Source organism: uncultured Ligilactobacillus sp., from assembly GCF_948826705.1.
Taxonomy (GTDB): domain Bacteria; phylum Bacillota; class Bacilli; order Lactobacillales; family Lactobacillaceae; genus Ligilactobacillus.
This window is the reverse complement of sequence record NZ_CAQLEL010000145.1, coordinates 1-20,479: the sequence shown is the minus strand read 5'-3', so window position 1 is coordinate 20,479 and position 20,479 is coordinate 1. Positions and strand designations below refer to the sequence as shown.

Here is a 20,479-nt window from a genome sequence, read left to right as displayed (position 1 = left end):
GGAGGTAAATTATGTCAAGGTTATCAGTCAAATTACCAGGTTTAGATCTAAAAAATCCTATCATGCCAGCAAGTGGAACTTTTGGCTTTGGAGATGTTGGGGCAGCTCAAAAATTTAATTTGAATACTTTAGGGGCGTTAGTTATCAAGACGACGACACCTGAGGCTCGTGACGGTAATCCCAATCCTAAGATCGCTGTGTTAGACAATGGGGTCATCAATGCGGTCGGATTACAAAATCCGGGGATAACAGCAGTTATTGATGAGAAATTACCAGCGTTAAAGCAAGATTATCCCGACTTACCAGTGTTAGGTAGTGTAGGTGGCTCAACGGTCGCCGATTATGTGGAAGTTGCTAAAAAACTCTCCGATTCTAATTTAGTGACTGCTTTAGAATTGAACATTTCTTGTCCTAACGTGCATGAAGGCGGGATGGCATTTGGGACTGATCCACAGACCGCAGCTGAATTGACCAAACAAGTCAAAGCTGTTTCTAAGGTACCAGTCTATGTTAAACTTTCCCCTAATGTGACTGATGTAGTAGCGATCGCAAAAGCAGTTGAAGCTGCTGGCGCTGATGGCTTGACAATGATCAATACATTGATGGGGATGAGTCTGAATTTAAAAACTCGTAGATCGGTCTTGGGTAATTTGACTGGTGGCTTTTCGGGACATTCGATCAAACCGATCGCGATCAGAATGATCTATCAAGTTTCCCATGCAGTCGAGATCCCGATCATTGGGGTCGGAGGGATCAAGAGTGCCAAAGATATCATCGAGATGTATTTAGCTGGAGCTTCAGCCGTCCAAGTCGGAACGGCGCACTTCTACGATCCTTTGATCTGTCCACATTTAGTTGCAGAATTGCCCAAAGTAATGGATGAGTTGGGGATCGAAAGTATTGAAAAGTTGATCCAAGAAGTACGGGAGGCTAGAGATAATGAAGCTTAAACGTCCGATCATCGCCCTTGATTTCAATGATGCTTTGCGGGCTCTTGCTTTTTTGCAAAACTTTCCGCAAACTGAGAAGCTTTTTGTAAAGATCGGAATGGAACTGTATTACAGTGCAGGCCAAGATCTAGTTAAAGCGGTCTTAGCGCAAGGACACGATGTCTTTTTAGATCTAAAATGCCATGATATCCCGCATACAGTCGAACGGGCAATGTATGTCTTAGGCCAATTAGGTGTTAGTCTCACCACGACACATGCTAATGGGGGGCATGAGATGCTCAAGGCAGCTAGATTCGGCTTAGTTGAAGGGGCGCTAAAAGCTGGTAAAAAAGAACCAAAATTATTAGCGATCACTCAATTGACCTCAACTGATGAACGAGTAGTCAAAGAAGAACAATTGATCTCGGTCGGACTTGATAAAAGTGTGGAAAATTATGCTAAATTAGCGCAAAATGCAGGCTTAGATGGAGTCGTTTGTTCTGGCTGGGAAGCTAGTAGGCTAAGAGAAGTTACGGGGCCAGATTTCTTACGGGTCACGCCTGGGATCCGGCTAAAAACCGACAGTTTAGGCGATCAAAAACGGGTCATGACCCCAGATATGGCGGCACTAAATGGCTCAAGTGCGATCGTCGTTGGGCGCCCGATCACGCAAGCCAAAGATCCCGTGATGGCTTATCAAGAAATTTTTGAGCTTTGGAACCAGTAAGAAAGGATAAAGTAAATGAAAGAAATCGCAAAAGACTTACTCAAAATTCAAGCTGTAAAATTATCCCCAAATGAACCTTTTACTTGGGCAAGTGGGATCAAAAGTCCGATCTATTGTGATAACCGTTTGACGATCAGCTATCCTAAGATCAGAACAGCGATCGCCAAAGGAATTGCCGAATTGATAAGAGAAAAGTATCCAGAAGTCGAAGTTATCGCAGGGACAGCTACGGCAGGGATCCCACATGCAGCTTGGATAGCCGCTGAGTTAGACTTGCCATTGGTTTATGTTCGTTCTAAACCCAAAGATCATGGGCGTGGTAAGCAGATCGAAGGTGTTTTGCATCCTGGGGCTAAAACAGTCGTGATCGACGATCTCCTATCGACGGGTGGGAGCGTCTTGAAAGCTGTTAAGGCTGCGCAAAATGAAGGAGCCGATGTTTTAGGCGTTGGCGCGATCTTTAGTTATCAATTACAAGCGATCGTTGATAATTTTAGTCAAGCAGATCTGAGTTATTTTACATTGACTAATTACTCAGAATTATTGGAAGCAGCCGTTGAAGCTAACTATATTTCAACTGCAGAACGTAAAGTCTTGGAAAAATGGCGCCATGATCCTGAAAACTGGTCAGCTAAAGACTAAATGATAAAAATGACCATCCATACGTATTGGGTGGTCATTTTAAATTTTTAACTCAGATATGAAAAGCTTTTGTTATACAAAATTTAGGAATATTGGTATAATATACAAGGTTTGTTTTTATTAATATAGATACTAAGGCGGTGATTGTTGATGCCTGATGAACAACATAAACATAAGCATCATCATAAGAAGAAAAGACGTTGGTGGAAGTGGGTCTTGATCGCATTGGGCCTCTTTTTACTAATTGATGCAGTTATTGTAGGCAAACTCTATTTCGATGCTAAAAAAGCTGTCGATGTTACATATAAAGCTGTCAAACATGACGATAAGCGTACCGGCAGTGTCAATTTAGACAACGGACAACCGTTTTCGGTCCTTTTATTAGGAAGCGATACTGGTGAGTACGGCCGGACTGAACAAGGGCGTTCCGATACGATCATGGTAGCGGCTGTTACTCCTAAAAAGACGGAATTATTGAGTATTCCACGAGATACTTTAGTTACGATCGCAGGCCATCCAGGCAACAATAAGATCAATGCAGCTTATTCATACGATGGTGTTTCTGGAGCATTGAATACATTACAAAGCTATTTAGATATTCCGATCGACCATTATATCGAGATCAATATGAAAGGCCTTGAACAGTTGTCAGAAGCGATCGGTCCGGTCAAAGTCGATAATGACTTAGAATTTACTAACTTAGATGTTCATTTTCCTAAAGGAGAAGTCACGATCGATTCTGATAATATCTTAGCTTATACTCGGATGCGTTATGAGGATCCGCGAGGCGATTACGGGCGGCAATTGCGCCAACGTCAAGTATTGACTGCTTTAGTGGAAAAAGCAGCTTCGATCGATAGTTTAGCTAAATACCATAGCATTTTGAATGCTATTTCGGCTAATATGAAAACTGATTTAACATTTGATGATATTAAAGATATCGTAACTAATTATGGCGGGGCTAAAAATATCGATCAGATCCAACTCAAGGGTAATGGTCAAATGATCGATGGAGTCTCATATGAAGTCGTACCAAAGGAAAATTTGGATAAAGTTCAATCTCAATTGAAGCAAACGCTAAAAATCAAATAATTAAAATCAAAGTTGAGGATTAATAAGTTCTCAACTTTTTTTCATATATTTTCATTGAAACTTAGAATGAGTGATAGTATACTGATACTGTAGTACAGATCATAACAATATAATTTTTTGTTTATTGTTTTGTGCTTGCGTATTTGAAAATGGTAGATCATGTGGAAGTTATCTACTAGTGGAACGGTAATTTATGGGTGGAAGCATAAATTATCGTTTTTTATTTTATTTTGTGTACTATATTCATTAATTTATCCAAATTTTTAGTAGTTATAGAATTTTTCACTTATAATGGAATTATTCCCCTTAGAGAGTTCAAAAAGTTTTAACATTACTATCATAATATAGTATAATTATTTATATAAAGATAAGATATTTGGCATTTGAATTAATGAAGGATAATGCTACGGGAAAGGATATACTTATATGAAGACACAACAAGAAAACATCTTTTCATCAAAGACGTTGACCTATTTCTTGCAATTAGCTGAAACGATGAGTTATACCCAAGCAGCTCAGATCTTGGGGATCACGCAGCCAGCTTTGACTCAACAAATAAAGAAATTAGAACGAACGGTCGGAGCACCACTGTTTTATTCGGTTGGTAAAAAGTTGCACCTTTCTGATGCGGGCTACACCATGCTAGATGCAACTCACCAGATCTATGAAACATTAAATAAAGCAGCTGATGAGATCCAACAATCGACAAGTGCAACTCAAGGGACGATCAACATTGGGATCTTAGCTTCGATCGAGGATCAAGTCTTCACTGATTTTGCGATCGAATATTACGAAAAAAATAACGGCATCAAACTCTCCACGCATATGTTGACACGTAAGGAGATTTGGGAGCGCTTAGAAAATAATACGATCGATCTAGCGGTAATGTATCTTCCAGATGAAAGTATCAAGAACTGGAAACCATACGAAACTAAAAAGATCATTACCGAAGACCTGATCTTCTTGCACAATAATGAACGCTTAGAAAAGCGCAAGCGGGTGCGGTTCAAGGACACTTTGAACAATAAATGGGTGACATATCCACCACAATACTACTTGAATGATACGATCAGAGAAGCTTATAAGAACGCAATGGTCGATCATCCTAATAGCGTAGCTCACTTTGCTACACCAGAGCAGCTTTTTGAATTTGCTAAACGAACTGGTAGTTACACTGCACTACCAATGTCGTTTGTAACAGCTAAAAACCATGGTGAGATGGGGATGGCGTTATTTGAACCAGAGATCAAGTTCGATTTGGCCTTCGTTTTTAGACGTGGTAAGGATCAGATCCCACGTATCAATAGTTTTTTGAAAACTTTTGATGGTTATCTAGCTAAAAAAGATTACGTTTCACGTCTCAAAGAAAGCCTATAAGCTATTATCAAAGGATCAGTTCCACATAAAAGGGCTCACCACGATGCAAATGCGCATCATGGTGAGTTCTTTTTACATATTTTGAACGTCAAATAGCGACTTATGTCACAGCTTTTTTATTGTTATTTAAGTTTGGCTAGTTGTGTGGTAGAATTATTGAAGTTAGGAATACTTTAGATGGGAGATATTTTTTGATGAAAGAATTAGTTTTCGGACATAAAAATCCAGATACAGATGCGATCGTAGCTGCTAAAGCTTACGCATTTTTGCAAAACGCTTTGGGTAATGAAGTCGAAGCTGTTGCTTTGGGTACACCAAACGAAGAAACAAAATTTGTTTTAGAACATTTTGAAGAACCAGCTCCACGTGTGATCGAAAAGGCAGCTCCTGAAGTAAATGCTGTAATGTTGGTCGATCACAACGAAGAACAACAAAGTGTCGCTGATATTGCTGATGTGACAGTCACACACGTTGTTGATCATCACCGGATCGCTAACTTTGCGACAGCTGCACCTTTGTACTATCATGCTGAACCAGTTGGCTGTACAAGTACGATCATTTACGGTGAATTCGTGCAAAATAACGTTGAGATCCCAGTTAAATTGGCTGGTTTGATGTTATCTGCTATTATTTCTGATACTTTGCTATTCAAATCACCAACGACTACAGCTAAAGATGAAGCTGCTGCAAAAGCTTTAGCTAAGATCGCTAATGTAGATCTAGAAGCTTATGGCCTTGAAATGCTTAAAGCCGGGACAAACTTGGCAAGTAAGACAGAAGAAGAATTGATCACAGCCGATGCAAAATCATTTGACATGGGCGGGAAGACAGTCCGTGTCGATCAAGTAAACACAGTCGATCTTGATGAAGTTTTCGCACGTGAAGCTGCTTTACGTGAAGCTATCGAAAAACAATCGGCTGCTGAAGGTTATGATCTGTTCTTGCTGATGGTAACTAACATCCTAGATTCCAACACACGTCTTTTAGTCGTTGGCGAACCTAAGGAAATGGTCGAAAAGGCCTTTGAAAAAGAATTGGTGGCTGACAAAGTTGATCTACCAGGTGTTGTTTCCCGTAAGAAACAGATCGTTCCACAATTAGAAGAAGCTTTTAACGCTTAAAAGTTGTTTTAGTTAAGTAATAAAAGTGCATGCGCTCAATTTAAGGACGTATGCGCTTTTTATTTTTCAGTAGGAGAAAATAAGCTATTCTTTAAGGGAATTAACCTATTTAAATAAGCACATCATTATAAATGCTTTTAATTGCTGATAACTAAAGGTATAATAATTATAGATAATTAGTTAAGAGGTGCGCTTGATGAGTCAAGAAAAGAGAATTGAATTGATCAAACAATTATTAGAAGAAAGACAGGAATTGTCGACTAAAGATATCATGCAGGAATTTGGGATCTCGCAAGATACTGCGCGACGCGATATCGTGTTGTTAGCTAAACGAGGTGAGGTCAGGCGCACACATGGTGGGATCTTACCATTAGATTTTGGGCGTAGCGTGCCGAACTTTCAAAGCCGTTTAGCTCGTTTCACTAAGCAAAAAACGCAGATCGCCTTAGCAGCCACGCCCTATTTTAAACCGCATCATGTTTATTTTGTCGATTCGTCAACGATCTTATTGAAGACTTGTCAAAATATCAATATGCCCCTAACGATCGTGACCCATTCTTTAGATAATTGTATGGCTTTAGCCGAGCATAATAAAGTACGGGTCAAGGTCTTGAGTGGAACTTTGAATCATGAGAATCGTTATTTCTATTCAAATTTAGCGATCGAAGAATTGCAAAACGTCGTATTTGATACAGCCTTTATTGCCGCATCTGGGATCGATGAAAATGGTGCCTATTTACTTGATCAAGATGATGCTCAGATCGTTGGAATGGCGGTCAAACGGGCGCGTAAAGTCATTTTGGTAGCTGAACATCAAAAGTTTGTCAATAAATCTTACTATCGTATTTGTCCTTTGGATAAGATCTCGTTATTTATCACCGACCAAGCACCGACGCCAGAACAACGTGCGATGTTTGCTCCTGAAACTAAGATGATCGTGACCCAAGAAGACTAGTTAAAAGAAGCCTGCTAGCTTCTTTTTTTATAGATATAGTAAACTTTTAATTTTAATAAAGTTGACAAAAAGGTTTAAAACTCGTATGCTTATGATATTGGTAGTAGAGAGGATGACTGAATTTGAAAAATAGATTATATTACATATCTTTAGCTGGCATCATGCTCGCTTTACTGATCGTTTGTTCACAATTAACGATCCCCTTACCTGTGATACCGTTGACGCTTCAGACATTTGCTGTCGGTTTGTTAGCCTCGATCTTACCGCTAAGATATAGTTTACAGACGATTTTAGTGTATCTATTACTTGGTTTTATCGGTTTACCGATCTTTGCTAATTTTAAAGGGGGGCTAGGCGTCTTATTCAGTAATACTGGGGGCTATTTACTGGGTTTTTTAGTCTATGTCATAATTGTTGGCTCATTGGTCATAAAAAAGCAAACGTTTGGCTGGTTATTAGTTGCTAACAGTCTAGGAGCTTTAATACAGTTGTTATGTGGTTCACTGTGGTTACTTGTGATCAGCGATATCAACTTGGAAAATGCTCTTTTATTGGGAGTTCCCTTTCTTCTTCCTGGAGCAGTTAAGGTCATCCTAGTATGCATATGCGCACAGATCTATTATCGCGAATTTACCAAACGAAGTGCTAAGGTATAGCTATGTCAAAATGCAGTCACACGGGCTGCATTTTTTATTTATTTAAAATTCTTTGGCAATTTTAATTTATCTGCTATATAATGGAGTAAATTTAAAAAAGTGAGGTAATGTTTTTATGCAAGCTAGATTTAACCATAGGATCGAATCCATTGCTGTATCAGATATTCGGCAATTCGATATGGAAGTCAGTCAGATCGAGGGGATCATTAAGTTAACATTAGGAGAGCCAGATTTTAATACACCAAAGCATGTAAAACAAGCTGCGATCGCGGCGATCAATGCGGACCAGTCCCACTATACACCTAATTCGGGAATAATGGAGTTGCGACGTGCTGCCGCTAAGTACTACAAAGAAAAATATGATCTAGCTTACACTCCAGAACAGGTTATTACGACTGTGGGGGCGACAGAAGCGATCGCAGCTAGTTTGCAAACGATCTTAAATCCAGGAGATACAGTCTTGATGCCAACTCCAGTCTTTCCGATCTATGCTCCGATCAGTCAGTTGAATGGAGCCGATGTATTGCAAGTTGATACGAGCGCTGATGGTTTTATTTTAACACCTGAAAAATTACGTGCTACTTTAGATGCAAATAAAGATAAAAATATCAAAGCAGTCGTGTTGGTCTACCCAAGTAATCCAACAGGGGCGACATATACAAAAGGACAATTAGCGGCTTTAGCTAAAGTGATCGCTGAATATGATATTTGGGCTTTATGTGATGAAGTTTATGCTGAGTTGACTTATGAGGGCCAACATGTTTCGTTAGCAAGTTTTTTACCCGAAAATACGATCGTGATCAGCGGTCTATCTAAATCACATGCGATGACTGGCTGGCGTTTGGGTTTTATTTTAGGGCCAAAGGATTTTAGTGAACAAGTTGTCAAAGCACATCAATATATGGTAACCGCACCAACGACAAATGTTCAATTTGCTGCCTTAGAAGCATTGACTAAAGGAAAAGATGACGCCTTGAGCATGCGCAAGGAATATCGAGCTAGACGTGATTTTATGCGCCAAGCTTTAGAAGATGCTGGTTTTGAGGTGGTCAAACCAGACGGTGCTTTTTATTTATTTGCTAAGATCCCCGCTAAATGTGGGCATGACTCATGGAAGTTTGTCCGTGAATTAGCCAAGAAAGCAAAAGTTGCTTTGATCCCAGGTGTTTCCTTTGGTCAAGGTGGTGAAGGGTATGTGCGTTTGAGTTATGCAGCTTCTATGGATGACCTACGCCAAGCAAGTGAACGTATCAAAAAATTTACTGATAATTATTAAGACTACTCCTCACTGTCAAAAAGTGTTAGAATATTTAATTGTGAATAATGCAGTAGAGATGAGGAACAGTGATGACGGAAAATAAGGCTTTAGCTCCGATCGGAGTATTTGATTCAGGTCTCGGCGGGATCAGTGTCTTACGTGAGATCTATAAGCTCATGCCAAATGAGCGCTATTATTTCTTTGGGGATTCGAAAAATTCCCCTTATGGTACAAAAAGTGTAGCCAAAGTCAAAGCTTTGAGCGAAGCGATCGTAGAGGACTTTATCCAGCAAAAGAAAGTCAAAGCGATCGTGATCGCTTGTAATACTGCGACAAGCGCTGCGGCCACATATTTACGTCAAAAGTACCCTGAAATTCCGATCGTAGGACTGGAACCAGCTGTTAAACCAGCTGTTTTGCATCAAACGGGTTCTAAAGTCTTAGTGATGGCGACTCCATTGACTTTAAAGGAAGAAAAATTCAATCATTTGATGGAACGTTTTTCTGATCAAGGCGAGATCATCAAGTTACCAGCACCGAAGTTAGTTGAGTTTGTCGAAAAAGGCGAATTAAGTTCATCAGAATTATATGCATACTTAGAAGATATATTAGCACCGTATAAAGAAAACGTTGATTCAGTTGTTTTAGGATGCACGCATTTTCCATTTGTTAAAAAAGCGATCCAGGATGTTATTGGAAAAAATATCGCTGTTTTTGACGGAGGTGCAGGGGCAGCGCGCGAGTTGAAGCATTTATTGACACAAAAGCAGTTGCTTTCACCTAATCAAACAGCCGGTGAAATAATTTTTGAAAATAGTAATGCCACACCAGTTGAAATTGAGCTGAGCAAAAAACTGATGGACTTGACTGATTAACACAGTCACTTTGAGCTGAGAAGACCTCTCAGCTCTTTTATTTGGAATTTTTTAGATAGTGAGGACAACAAATGACAAAACAACAAAAACTCTGGACGATGCTGACGATTTTGTCGACTTTTCTTTGGGGCGTGTCGGGCTTATTTGCTAAATTTATCTTTGAACTCGAGCCTAGATTGACTCCACTATTATTGAGTCAGATCCGAATGCTCAGTGGGGGCCTAGTTTTATTGGCCTTGGCCAGCTATAAAAAGGAAGCCCCATTAGCGCTTTGGCAAAATAAGCAAAGTGCCAAAACAGCGATCGCTTATGGGCTAGGTGGAATAATTCCAGTACAATTTTGTTATTTTATGGCGATCAAATTAGGTGATGCTTCGATCGCGACGATCTTGCAATTTGTCGGACCATTTTTCATTATTTTATATCTAGCAGTCTTTCAAAAGCAACGACCACGGCGGATCGAACTGATCAGTGCTATGGTGGCATTTTTAGGTGTAGCACTGCTTGCAACGCATGGTGATCTAACTCAATTAGCGATCACACCAGCCGTTTTGATCTGGGGATTACTTTCAGCAGTTGGGGGAGCAGCTAATACTTTGATCCCTCGTAGCTTATTAAAACATTATTCGTCAACGGCAGTGACCGGTTGGGGATTGTTGATCGCCGGGATCGGTTTGACTGTGATCCATCCAAAATTTGAGTCATTTTCTTTGACATTAGAATTAGTATTATTAGTTTTAGCTGTTGTCGTTTTAGGGACGATCATCCCATTTCAACTCTTTACTAATGCTTTGAAATACATCCGCCCAACAACAGCTAGTATGCTAGATGCCTTTGAGCCAATAGCAGCAACGATCGGTTCGATCATCTTTTTTGGTCTACAACTCAGTGGAGCAGATCTGTTAGGCTCATTTTTGGTCATTATTGCTGTTTTAGCCTTGAATTGGCGTCCAAGAAAAAAGAATTTTACCAATAATGTCTAAGTAAAGAGATACTCGTCGTAAATATTGGCGAGTATTTTTTAGCTATATTTTTAAAACGTTTCCATAAGTTATAGCTAAAACTTAGGAAAAATGATAGTATATTATTATGGAATTAGTTCGTATACTGAGATCTGCTATTTAGCTGGAGTGGCCTATTCGGAAAGTTAAAAATGTGCGAGAAGAGTTGCTCACAGTTCGTTAGATGTGGGTCTCAAGTTTAGGAAGGGAAAAACTATATTTCTTTCGCAAGTATAATTACCAAAGATTATGTTGTTTCACATTTTATATAGCTGGGAAAGTCAATGTTAGAAAAAATTCGAGTTAGGCGTCGTTCAAATGAAGTGATCAGTATTGGCGATATTGTTAATTATCGTAAAGCAACATTTGTTGTGATAAACATTTTAAGTATTAGAGTTGCTCCTCGTGCTGCGGGTGAGTTTATCTATTGTGACTGTTTATGTCAACAGCTCCAAACGCCAGATCTGTCGGCTGAATATACGACGACTCAAGCCGAGATCATGTATCAACCGCACGAATTTCGTGAAGTCTCGGAAGTAGGGGAATTTATCTATGATGAAAGTACCGGGATCTGGGTCCAGATCGATGCCATTTTAAATGTACGCTTTGAAGATAAAAATATGTATGTTAAATATGAATTTGCACCGGTAGTTGAGTGGTCAAAGAAAGAGATGCAAACGGCAGTAGTCAAAGAACGACGCAAATGTATGAAATTATTGAAACCAAAGACTGATAATTTGGTAAATGATTAAGGAATAGGGATGGTTTGATGGATAAAATAGCGATAATTTCGGATATCCATGGTAATTTAACAGCGTTAGAGGCTGTTATTGCTGATATCAAAGCTAAAGCAGTTGATGAGGTCTGGGTCTTAGGCGATATTTTGATGCCTGGACCTGGGGGAAAACAGATCTTAGAATTACTGCATTCATTACAGCCAACGGTATTTATCCGCGGCAATTGGGATGATCTGTTATTACACGGGTTAGCCGGTAAGATCGAATTAGTCAAACCTAGTCATGTGTATTTTTCTAAATTAGCAATGACTTGTGGTCAAGATCTAGGACAAGCTGAATTAGATTTTTTAGCTAAAAATCCGATCCAACAAACACTTACGCGTGGTCCATTGACGATCAGTGTCTCACATAATTTGCCAGAGTTAAATTATGGTCAAAAGCTCTATCCTACGAGACCACAAACAGACTTTGATGCCGTTTTAGAGGGGATCCACGCCGATCTAGCAGTCTATGCACATGTTCACCATCAACTGATGCGTTATACGACTGCTGAACAGATCGTGTTAAATCCCGGCTCAGTCGGTGAGCCTTTTTGTGATTGGAAAAAGTTGCAAGCTGATCTTAGAGCGCAGTATGCTTTACTAGAGATCGATGGCTCTGGGGTTAGCGGGATATCTTTTTGTAAAGTCGCCTATGACCACCAAAAAGAATTGGCATTAGCAAAAAAAGCTGATATTGCCTACCTTGAGCTTTACGAAAAACTTTTGACAACAGGCAAGGTCTATACACATGATCAAGAATTATTAGCTAAGTATAATGAAAAGTACGGTTATGACCAAGAAGTGATCGCTTATCAAAATAAAGTTCGATAAATAAAAAGTTACTTTAACTTTAGTAAACAAAAACGATCCCCAGCTTAAAATAAGCTGGGGATCTAAAAACTAACAGGAGGAATTTTTATGGATCTGCAAACTAGTTACGCTACACAATTAGCTGAAATTGATTATTTGGAACGCTTTATCAATTTTATCGATGCTTCACCTAACACGATCCGTACTTATAAAACCTCATTGAAACAATGGTTTAATTACACTAAACAACACCAGATCACAAAGCCGACCCCACAAGATGTTAAAAACTATCGCGAATCTTTGTTAGCAATTGGGTTACGCCCAACAACCGTACAAAATTATTTAATGGCGGTCAAGCAATTTTTCAAATGGACCGAGGAGATGGGGATCTATCGTGATATTGCTAAAAATGTCAAAGGTTTAAAGCTAGGGACCGAACATAAAAAAGATTATCTGACTTCTAAGCAAGCGGCAGCAGTTTTGGAAAATATCGATCGCAGCACTCTAAAAGGTAAGCGCGATTATGCAATGTTAGCCTTGATGTTGACGATGGCTTTGCGAACGATCGAGGTCAGACGTGCTAATATTGAAGATATGCGTGTCAGTGGTGATGTGGTCGTTTTATATGTTCAAGGTAAAGGGCATATCGAAAAGGATGCTCCGATCAGAATGCCCGATCAAGTTGAAACAGCGTTACGTGAATATTTGAGAGCAAGAAAAGAGACAAATAGTGTAGCACCGCTCTTTGCTTCGACTTCTAATAACAACCTAGGTAAGCGGCTTTCAACTCGAAGCATTCGTGGGATCGTAAAACACTGCTTTATTGAAGCTGGTTATAATAGTTCACGTTTAACGGCTCATAGCACGCGACATACCAGTGCTACTTTGAACTTGCTGAATGGTGCCACGTTGGAAGAGACTCAACAGCTTTTGCGGCATACAAACATTCAAACGACTGAGATCTATGCACATCATTTGAACAGTTTAAATAACAAAAGCAGTGATCGGATCAGTGATGCGATCTTTAAGTAGACGTTGGTTTGAAAGCCAACGTTTTTTTATTGAAAAATAACTCGAAAAACTGATAAAGTACAAGTCATTTCTAATTGAAATTATAATTAGTATATTTTAATCATAAAAGTATTATTGTTTTTCTTCTTAATATGCTATAGTAACTGTAATTTAGAACATATAGATTCAAAATCGGGGGACAATTAATTAAAGCATTATCTTTTTTATTAGTAGGATAAAAAGTACAGCAATATCAGTATCAGATATTTTCAAAGGTTATTGATGGGGGAAAATTATGAATTTAAGAAGGGTGACAAATGCTAAATTGATCGTTGTTTTGAGAGAAAAAAAGCACGTACGCTATTTGATCTGTGAAAAAACAGTCAATCGGATCGGAAGTGCGCTATATAACTTAGCCTTGTTGACTTTGGCTTCTAAACAAACGTATAGTACTTTAGCGATATCATTAGTCAAATTGTTTGAAAATTTACCAGGATTGCTTGAGCCTGTATTAGCTTATTTGACTGACCGTGAAACTAAACGTCTCAAAAAAGCAGCATTACTTAACATGATACAAGTTTTGCTCTATTTTGCACTTGCTTTTTTGTTGCTTAAATATCATATGCCACTAGCTTTGTTCGTGATCATCTTATTAGCAAACGTATTATCAGATCTACTCGATGGTTATATGAGTAAGATGTTTACTCCGTTTTCAAAGACTTGGATCGATCAAAGTGAACGGCGCGAAATTTCTTCGTTAGATATCGTTTTATTCAGCTTAAGTATAATTATCGGACAGCTCATTGGTGCGCAATGGTTAGTCGTATACCCCAATAATTTTTGGGGATTAGCACTTTTGAATGCTGTAACCTTTGCTTTGAGCTTATTTTTTCTAAAAAAGATCAAGTTTGATGATACAGTAAAAATGGTAATTTCAGCCCAAGATCACGTCTCAGCCACAGATTTTTTACAAAAAATGAGATTAGCATATACTCATATGAAACAAAAACATATTATGCAGACCGTGTGGTTACTTACATTCGGCAAAGTGATAGCTATGGGATATGGATTACTACTAAACGTTGCCATGGTCTCGACTAGTAATTTACGTTTGGGAAGCTATTCACAGACCCTAGTCATTTTACAACTCACTTCTTTTATCGGTTTACTTTTAGGTTCATTTTTACGTTTTAATTGGTTAGAAAAGGTAAATTATGGTCAACTTATTATGTTGGCTAATGTAGCACTTGTGTTTGCTATAGGGAGTTGTTTTCTCGGATTGCCATTAGGGTATACGCTGTTTTTTAAATTGATCGGTATCATTCTTAGTGGATATATGGCACCTAAATATTATACCGATCTGGTCCAGGTCATCGATGAAGAACAGCTAACTCGTGTCGATAGTCTTATCAATTTTGTTTTATTGATATCTGCTCCACTAGGGATCTTACTGACAACGATCTGTCTGCAACTTTTTAGTCTAAAAACTTCGTGGCTACTCGAATTTGGTGCAACACTCATTTTTATATTGATCGGAGAGATCGTGATCTATAAAAACAAACGTTAATAATAGATAGTGTGCTCAGTGGCAAAAGCTGATCACACTATTTTTATGCCCTAAAATTCAACTTCCGCAAATTAACATTAGCGGAAGTTGAAAGTTTTTTAGCCAAAATCATCCCCATTTTGTTAATATTTGTGTATAATATAGAATGTATGTTCGATAAATAATATCGTTTGATATTTTGCGCTAAGATTGATAATCTATTAACTAGAACGTGAACGCTGCGTTTAAATGCGTCTCTCAGCGTTATATAAAGGAGTGAATTTAATGGCACGAACCGAGACTATCGAACTCACTAATATGTGTTTATTACGCAACGGTGAACAAGTGCTAGTTGAAAACCGACGTAAAAAGCAATGGCCGGGGATCACTTTTCCAGGCGGACATGTTGAAATGGGTGAATCATTTCACCAAGCAATGATCCGAGAATTTTTTGAAGAAACGGGGTTGACTTTATTAGATCCCAAACTTTGTGGGATCAAACAATTTTTTGTCAATGAGACCCGCTACATAGTTTTGCTTTATCGCGCAACCAAATTTTCAGGTGAACTTAAGTCATCAAGTGAAGGTGAGGTCTTCTGGTTGCCTGAATGCGATCTACTAAAGCAAGACCTGGCAAAAACTTTTGATGAAATGTACAAAGTTTTTGCCAATGACACTTTATCCGAGATCTACCAAGTTCAAGATAACATTAATTTATATTGATAGTTATCCTTTTGATGCGGTAAGATAGATAACGTGACTTTTAAATTTGATAAAGGAAATGAATGTATGAGTAAAGTAAAATACGGTGATGACTCCATTCAAGTCTTAAAGGGCTTAGAAGCAGTTAGAAAACGACCTGGGATGTATATCGGTTCCACTGACGGCCGCGGATTGCATCACTTAGTTTATGAAATTGTCGATAATGCAGTTGATGAAGCCTTATCTGGTTATGGTAAAGAGATAGATGTCACGATCCATCCTGATAATTCGATCACAGTCGTTGATTACGGGCGCGGGATGCCAGTTGGGATGCACGCTATGGGGATCCCAACAGTGGAAGTTATTTTCACAGTGTTACATGCTGGGGGGAAATTTGGTCAAGGTGACTATAAAACTTCTGGTGGTCTTCATGGTGTAGGAGCCTCAGTCGTAAACGCACTATCTTCTAGCTTGACTGTCAATACAGTTCGTGATGGCGTTGAGTACGAAGAAGATTTCAAAAATGGTGGTCAACCAGTCGGGACTCTCAAAAAATTAGGCAAAACAAAGAAAAACAGTGGGACTACGGTCACTTTTAAGCCTGATCCTGAGATCTTTTCGACAACAAAATTCAATTATGATACTTTAGCAGAACGTCTACGTGAATCAGCCTTTTTATTAAAAGGTGTCAAGATCGTTTTGACTGATGAAAGGACAGATACCCAAGATATCTTCTTATTTGAAGAGGGGATCAAAGAGTTTGTTTCCTATTTAAATGAAGATAAAGATACATTAGGCGATGTGATGTATTTTGAAGGGCAAAAAGATGGTGTTGAAGTTGAAGTATCTGGTCAATACAATGACGGTTACTCAGAAAATATCATGTCATTTGTTAATAATGTCCGCACTAAAGACGGAGGAACACACGAGGCAGGGATGAAAGCCGCTTGGACTAAAGCGTTCAATGAATACGCTCGTAAAGTCGGTCTTTTAAAGGACAAAGATAAAAATCTTGAAGGTAGCGATGTTCGTGAAGGGCTTTCGGCCATCGTTTCTGTGCGCATCCCTGAAGAATTATTGCAATTTGAAGGACAAACAAAGGGTAAGTTAGGAACACCCGAAGCGCGGGCGATCGTTGATAATGTCGTCAATGAGCAATTGACCTACTATTTGATGGAAAATGGCGATTTCGCTAAAGATCTTGTTAAAAAATCTATTAAAGCTAGAGAGGCGCGCGAAGCTGCGCGTAAAGCGCGTGATGAAAGTCGGAATGGCAAAAAACGACATAAAAAAGATCGGTTGCTTTCAGGTAAATTGACCCCCGCACAATCACGTAATGCCAAACGAAATGAATTGTTCCTCGTCGAAGGGGATTCAGCTGGTGGATCTGCTAAACAAGGGCGCGACCGTAAATTCCAAGCGATCCTACCGTTACGTGGGAAAGTTTTGAATACACAAAAAGCTAAGTTGCAAGATATCTTGAAAAATGAAGAGATCAATACGATGATCTATACGATCGGTGCAGGTGTTGGTGCTGAATTTGAGCTTGAAGATGCCAACTATGACAAGATCATCATCATGACCGATGCTGATACTGACGGTGCGCACATTCAAACGCTATTGTTGACTTTCTTCTATAAATACATGCGTCCGATGATCAATGCCGGTCGAGTATATATCGCTTTACCTCCATTATATAAACTCCAAAAAAGTGTCAATAAAAAACTTCAAGTACGTTACGCTTGGACTGACGAGGAATTGGAAAAACAAGCTAAAGAGATCGGTAAAGGGTATACTTTGCAACGTTTCAAGGGCTTAGGTGAAATGAATGCCGATCAACTTTGGGAAACAACGATGGATCCCAAAACAAGAACTTTGGTCAGAGTCAAGATCGATGATGATGCCTTAGCTGAAAAGCGAGTCACGACCTTGATGGGTGATAAAGTCGAGCCACGACGCAAATGGATCGAGAAAAATGTCCAGTTCACCCTAGAAGAAGATGGAAGCTTATTAGATACGACTTTAGCTAATAAAGCTCATGAAACAGAAGATAAAGCATAGTTAGGAGCAATTTGTAAATGTCTGAACAAAATATCCAAGAACTATCCTTGGAAGCCGTTATGGGTGAACGTTTTGGACGTTATTCTAAATACATCATCCAAGAGCGCGCCTTACCTGATATTCGGGATGGCTTAAAACCCGTGCAACGCCGGATCTTATTTGCAATGCACGAAGATAAAAATACTTTCGATAAACCATTTAGAAAATCGGCTAAATCTGTAGGTAACGTGATGGGTAATTTCCATCCTCACGGCGATAGTTCGATCTACGAAGCGATGGTGCGTTTGAGTCAAGATTGGAAGTTACGTGAACCGTTGATCGAAATGCACGGTAATAACGGTTCGATGGATGGAGATCCGCCTGCTGCGATGCGTTACACTGAAGCGCGTCTGTCTGAGATCGCTGCTGAAATGCTTAAAGACATTGATAAAAAGACAGTTGATATGGTCCTAAACTTCGATGATACGGAATACGAACCGACTGTTTTACCCGCCCGTTTCCCTAACTTACTGGTAAACGGTGCTACAGGGATCTCAGCGGGATATGCGACCGAGATCCCGACCCACAACTTAGATGAAACGATCCAAGCAACGATCTATTTGATGAAACACCCCGAAGCAAGCTTGGAAGAGTTGATGCAATTTATCAAAGGACCTGATTTCCCAACTGGTGGGATCTTGCAAGGATCAGACGGGATCAAGAAAGCCTATGAAACTGGCCGTGGTCGTGCGATGTTACGTGCTAAGACTGAGATCGAAGCCCTCCGTGGAGGAAAATCTGCGATCGTGGTCACTGAGATCCCTTATGAAGTTAATAAAGCCGTTTTAGTCAAAAAAATAGATGAGATCCGGTTACTCAAAAAAGTTGAAGGGATCGCTGAAGTTCGGGATGAAAGTGACCGTGACGGTTTACGGATCGTGATCGAGTTAAAGAAAAATGCCAATGCTGAAGGGATCTTGAATTATCTCTTTAAAAATACTGATCTCCAGATCTCATATAACTTTAACATGGTCGCGATCGATCATATGCGCCCTAAGCATGTTGGGTTAAAACAGATTTTGATCTCATATTTAGAACATCAACGAGCAGTTACAACTAAACGGACTGAATTTGACTTAAATAAAGCTAAGCAAAGAGAACATATCGTTATTGGTCTGATCAAAGCTTTATCGATCTTAGACCAAGTCATCAAGGTGATTCGTGCTTCTAAAAACCGTAAAGATGCTACTAAGAATTTAGTTCAACAGTTTGATTTCACTGAAAAACAAGCCGATGCGATCGTTGCCTTACAATTGTATCGGTTAACGAATACTGACGTGACTGAGCTAGAAAAAGAAGCCGCTACTCTTAAAAAAGCGATCGCTAAATACGAAAAGATCTTAAATGATCCTAAGGAATTAGATAAGGTCATTCGCCAAGAATTACAAATGATCGCTAAAAAATACGCATCTCCACGTAAAACCGAGATCCAAGCCAAGATCGCATCACTTAAGATAGAAACTGAAGTCTTAGTTGCTCAAGAAGATGTGGTCGTTCAGATCTCACGGGAGGGTTATGTTAAACGCTCCTCATTGCGTTCTTTCAACGCATCAGATGTTAATGATAATGGCTTGCGCGAAGACGATGAACCTATCCTACAAACGACTGTCAACACGTTAGATCATCTCTTTATCTTTACTAATAAAGGAAATGTGATCTATCGTCCAGTTCACGAGATCACCGAATCACGCTTTAAAGATACAGGGGAACATCTCTCGCAAACTGTAGGCTTAGATTCCGATGAGCGTGTCATTTTTGCTAAAGTTTTCAAAAGTTTAGACGAACCAGGAAACTTTGTTTTTGCAACTAAAGAAGGCTTTATCAAGCAGACCGCACTAGTTGATCTAAAGCCTGGCCGGACTTATAAGTCACGGGCAAGTCGTTATATCACACTCAAAACACCGACCGATGAAGTTATTTCGTTGTATTACACAACTGAGAACAAGCAATTAGTCTGTGTATCTTATAATGGTTACGGTCTACGCTATGATCTAGCTGAAGTTCCAACAACAGGGGCACGAGCAGCAGGGGTCAAGTGTATGGATCTACGTGATGATACTTTAGTTTCTGTATTGTTAGCCGATGAGCAAAGCGCACTTGGGTTATTAACGACACGAGGATCATTTAAGAAGATGAAGATCACTGAGATCCCAATAACATCACGGGCTCGCCGAGGAGTACAGATCTTACGGGAACTAAAGAGCAAACCACATCGAGTATTCACTGCGTTTTTGATCGCACCTGATCAACGTTTAGAAGTTATCACCGAGACTGAAAAAATGATCACTGTTGAACCAAATGCCCATAACTTTAATGAGCGCTATTCCAATGGATCGTACGTATTTGATGCTAAAAGTGAGGGTGGACCACAAACTATAAGACTCTATACGATAGAAGATACTGAAACTGAATAATTAAAAAAGAGTATGTTATCCAAGTTGATAGCATACTCTTTTTGATATATCTATTTTTTTAGTTTAGCTACTAATGCTTTGTCTGGCGTGACATAAAGGGTCTTTTGTCCTTCATAGATCACAAAGCCCAGTTTAGCACCATTGGGCTTTCTTAGATGTCGAACTTGCACATAATCGACTGGAACATTGGCTGAGTTCCGAGCCTTAGAATAGTAGGCGGCTAAACTAGCAGCTTGTAGTAAAGTTTCTTTAGTCGGCTGGGCACTATGCACGATCACATGAGATCCAGGGATGTCTTTTACGTGGAGCCAATAGTGATTTTTTTGTGCTGTTTTTAACGACAACCGATCATTTTGCAAATTATTTTTACCGACTGAGATCTCGGTCCCATCAGTAGCAACAAAGGTTTCTGGTTTGCCTAATTTAGGTTTACGCTTTTTTTGTTGCTTAGTTTGGGATAGGTAACCGGCTGTTTGTAATTCGAG

The 20,479-nt window shown here is 39.4% G+C and carries 19 protein-coding genes; 18 read left to right on the top strand and 1 reads right to left on the bottom strand.

Going from position 1 to position 20,479, the window contains the following annotated elements; genetic code table 11:
- Positions 1-11: 11 nt before the first annotated feature.
- From Q9Q35_RS10750 to parC, 18 genes are all read left to right on the top strand, one after another.
- Positions 12-950, top strand: coding sequence for a dihydroorotate dehydrogenase (locus tag Q9Q35_RS10750; protein WP_304653361.1), 939 nt, complete (start codon positions 12-14; stop codon positions 948-950).
- Positions 940-1,656: an orotidine-5'-phosphate decarboxylase gene (pyrF, locus tag Q9Q35_RS10745; RefSeq protein WP_304653360.1), complete on the top strand. Its 717-nt coding sequence runs from the start codon at positions 940-942 to the stop codon at positions 1,654-1,656. Before Q9Q35_RS10750 ends, pyrF begins: the two co-directional genes overlap by 11 nt.
- 15 nt (positions 1,657-1,671) lie before the next feature.
- Positions 1,672-2,298 (top strand): orotate phosphoribosyltransferase, encoded by a 627-nt coding sequence (pyrE, locus tag Q9Q35_RS10740; protein WP_304653359.1) that lies wholly within the window; start codon positions 1,672-1,674, stop codon positions 2,296-2,298.
- A gap of 150 nt (positions 2,299-2,448) precedes the next feature.
- The gene (locus Q9Q35_RS10735) at positions 2,449-3,390 is read left to right on the top strand and encodes an LCP family protein (RefSeq protein ID WP_304653358.1); all 942 of its coding nucleotides are present in this window, start codon (positions 2,449-2,451) and stop codon (positions 3,388-3,390) included.
- A 426-nt stretch (positions 3,391-3,816) separates the two neighbouring features.
- Entirely contained in the window at positions 3,817-4,767 is a 951-nt protein-coding gene (locus Q9Q35_RS10730) for a LysR family transcriptional regulator (protein WP_035448283.1), read from the top strand.
- A 194-nt stretch (positions 4,768-4,961) separates the two neighbouring features.
- Positions 4,962-5,888 (top strand): manganese-dependent inorganic pyrophosphatase, encoded by a 927-nt coding sequence (locus Q9Q35_RS10725; protein ID WP_304653357.1) that lies wholly within the window; start codon positions 4,962-4,964, stop codon positions 5,886-5,888.
- A gap of 196 nt (positions 5,889-6,084) precedes the next feature.
- The gene (locus tag Q9Q35_RS10720) at positions 6,085-6,843 is read left to right on the top strand and encodes a DeoR/GlpR family DNA-binding transcription regulator (protein ID WP_304653356.1); all 759 of its coding nucleotides are present in this window, start codon (positions 6,085-6,087) and stop codon (positions 6,841-6,843) included.
- Positions 6,844-6,965: 122 nt separating this feature from the next.
- Positions 6,966-7,499, top strand: a complete 534-nt coding sequence (locus tag Q9Q35_RS10715; protein ID WP_304653355.1) for a biotin transporter BioY — start codon at positions 6,966-6,968, stop codon at positions 7,497-7,499.
- Between the two features lie 115 nt (positions 7,500-7,614).
- Complete coding sequence (locus tag Q9Q35_RS10710) at positions 7,615-8,775, top strand: pyridoxal phosphate-dependent aminotransferase (protein ID WP_304653354.1); 1,161 nt, start codon at positions 7,615-7,617, stop codon at positions 8,773-8,775.
- Between the two features lie 71 nt (positions 8,776-8,846).
- Positions 8,847-9,632, top strand: a complete 786-nt coding sequence (murI, locus tag Q9Q35_RS10705; RefSeq protein WP_304653353.1) for a glutamate racemase — start codon at positions 8,847-8,849, stop codon at positions 9,630-9,632.
- Positions 9,633-9,703: 71 nt separating this feature from the next.
- Positions 9,704-10,615: a DMT family transporter gene (locus tag Q9Q35_RS10700; RefSeq protein ID WP_304653352.1), complete on the top strand. Its 912-nt coding sequence runs from the start codon at positions 9,704-9,706 to the stop codon at positions 10,613-10,615.
- Between the two features lie 302 nt (positions 10,616-10,917).
- Positions 10,918-11,385: a hypothetical protein gene (locus Q9Q35_RS10695; RefSeq protein WP_304653351.1), complete on the top strand. Its 468-nt coding sequence runs from the start codon at positions 10,918-10,920 to the stop codon at positions 11,383-11,385.
- A gap of 17 nt (positions 11,386-11,402) precedes the next feature.
- Positions 11,403-12,242, top strand: coding sequence for a metallophosphoesterase (locus Q9Q35_RS10690; protein ID WP_304653350.1), 840 nt, complete (start codon positions 11,403-11,405; stop codon positions 12,240-12,242).
- Positions 12,243-12,329: 87 nt separating this feature from the next.
- Positions 12,330-13,253 carry a tyrosine-type recombinase/integrase gene (locus Q9Q35_RS10685; RefSeq protein ID WP_304653349.1) on the top strand — a complete coding sequence of 308 codons (924 nt, stop codon included), beginning with the start codon at positions 12,330-12,332 and terminating at the stop codon, positions 13,251-13,253.
- 274 nt (positions 13,254-13,527) lie between these two features.
- Entirely contained in the window at positions 13,528-14,799 is a 1,272-nt protein-coding gene (locus tag Q9Q35_RS10680) for an MFS transporter permease (RefSeq protein ID WP_304653348.1), read from the top strand.
- 264 nt (positions 14,800-15,063) lie between these two features.
- On the top strand, positions 15,064-15,501 hold the full coding sequence (locus Q9Q35_RS10675; protein WP_304653347.1) for an 8-oxo-dGTP diphosphatase: 438 nt from the start codon (positions 15,064-15,066) through the stop codon (positions 15,499-15,501).
- Positions 15,502-15,567: 66 nt separating this feature from the next.
- The gene (gene parE / locus Q9Q35_RS10670; protein ID WP_304653346.1) at positions 15,568-17,541 is read left to right on the top strand and encodes a DNA topoisomerase IV subunit B; all 1,974 of its coding nucleotides are present in this window, start codon (positions 15,568-15,570) and stop codon (positions 17,539-17,541) included.
- 17 nt (positions 17,542-17,558) lie between these two features.
- Positions 17,559-19,994, top strand: coding sequence for a DNA topoisomerase IV subunit A (gene parC / locus Q9Q35_RS10665; protein WP_304653345.1), 2,436 nt, complete (start codon positions 17,559-17,561; stop codon positions 19,992-19,994).
- 50 nt (positions 19,995-20,044) lie between these two features.
- Here parC and Q9Q35_RS10660 read toward each other — a convergent pair.
- The coding region (locus Q9Q35_RS10660) for an NFACT RNA binding domain-containing protein (protein ID WP_304653344.1) at positions 20,045-20,479 on the bottom strand (435 nt) is incomplete at its 5' end.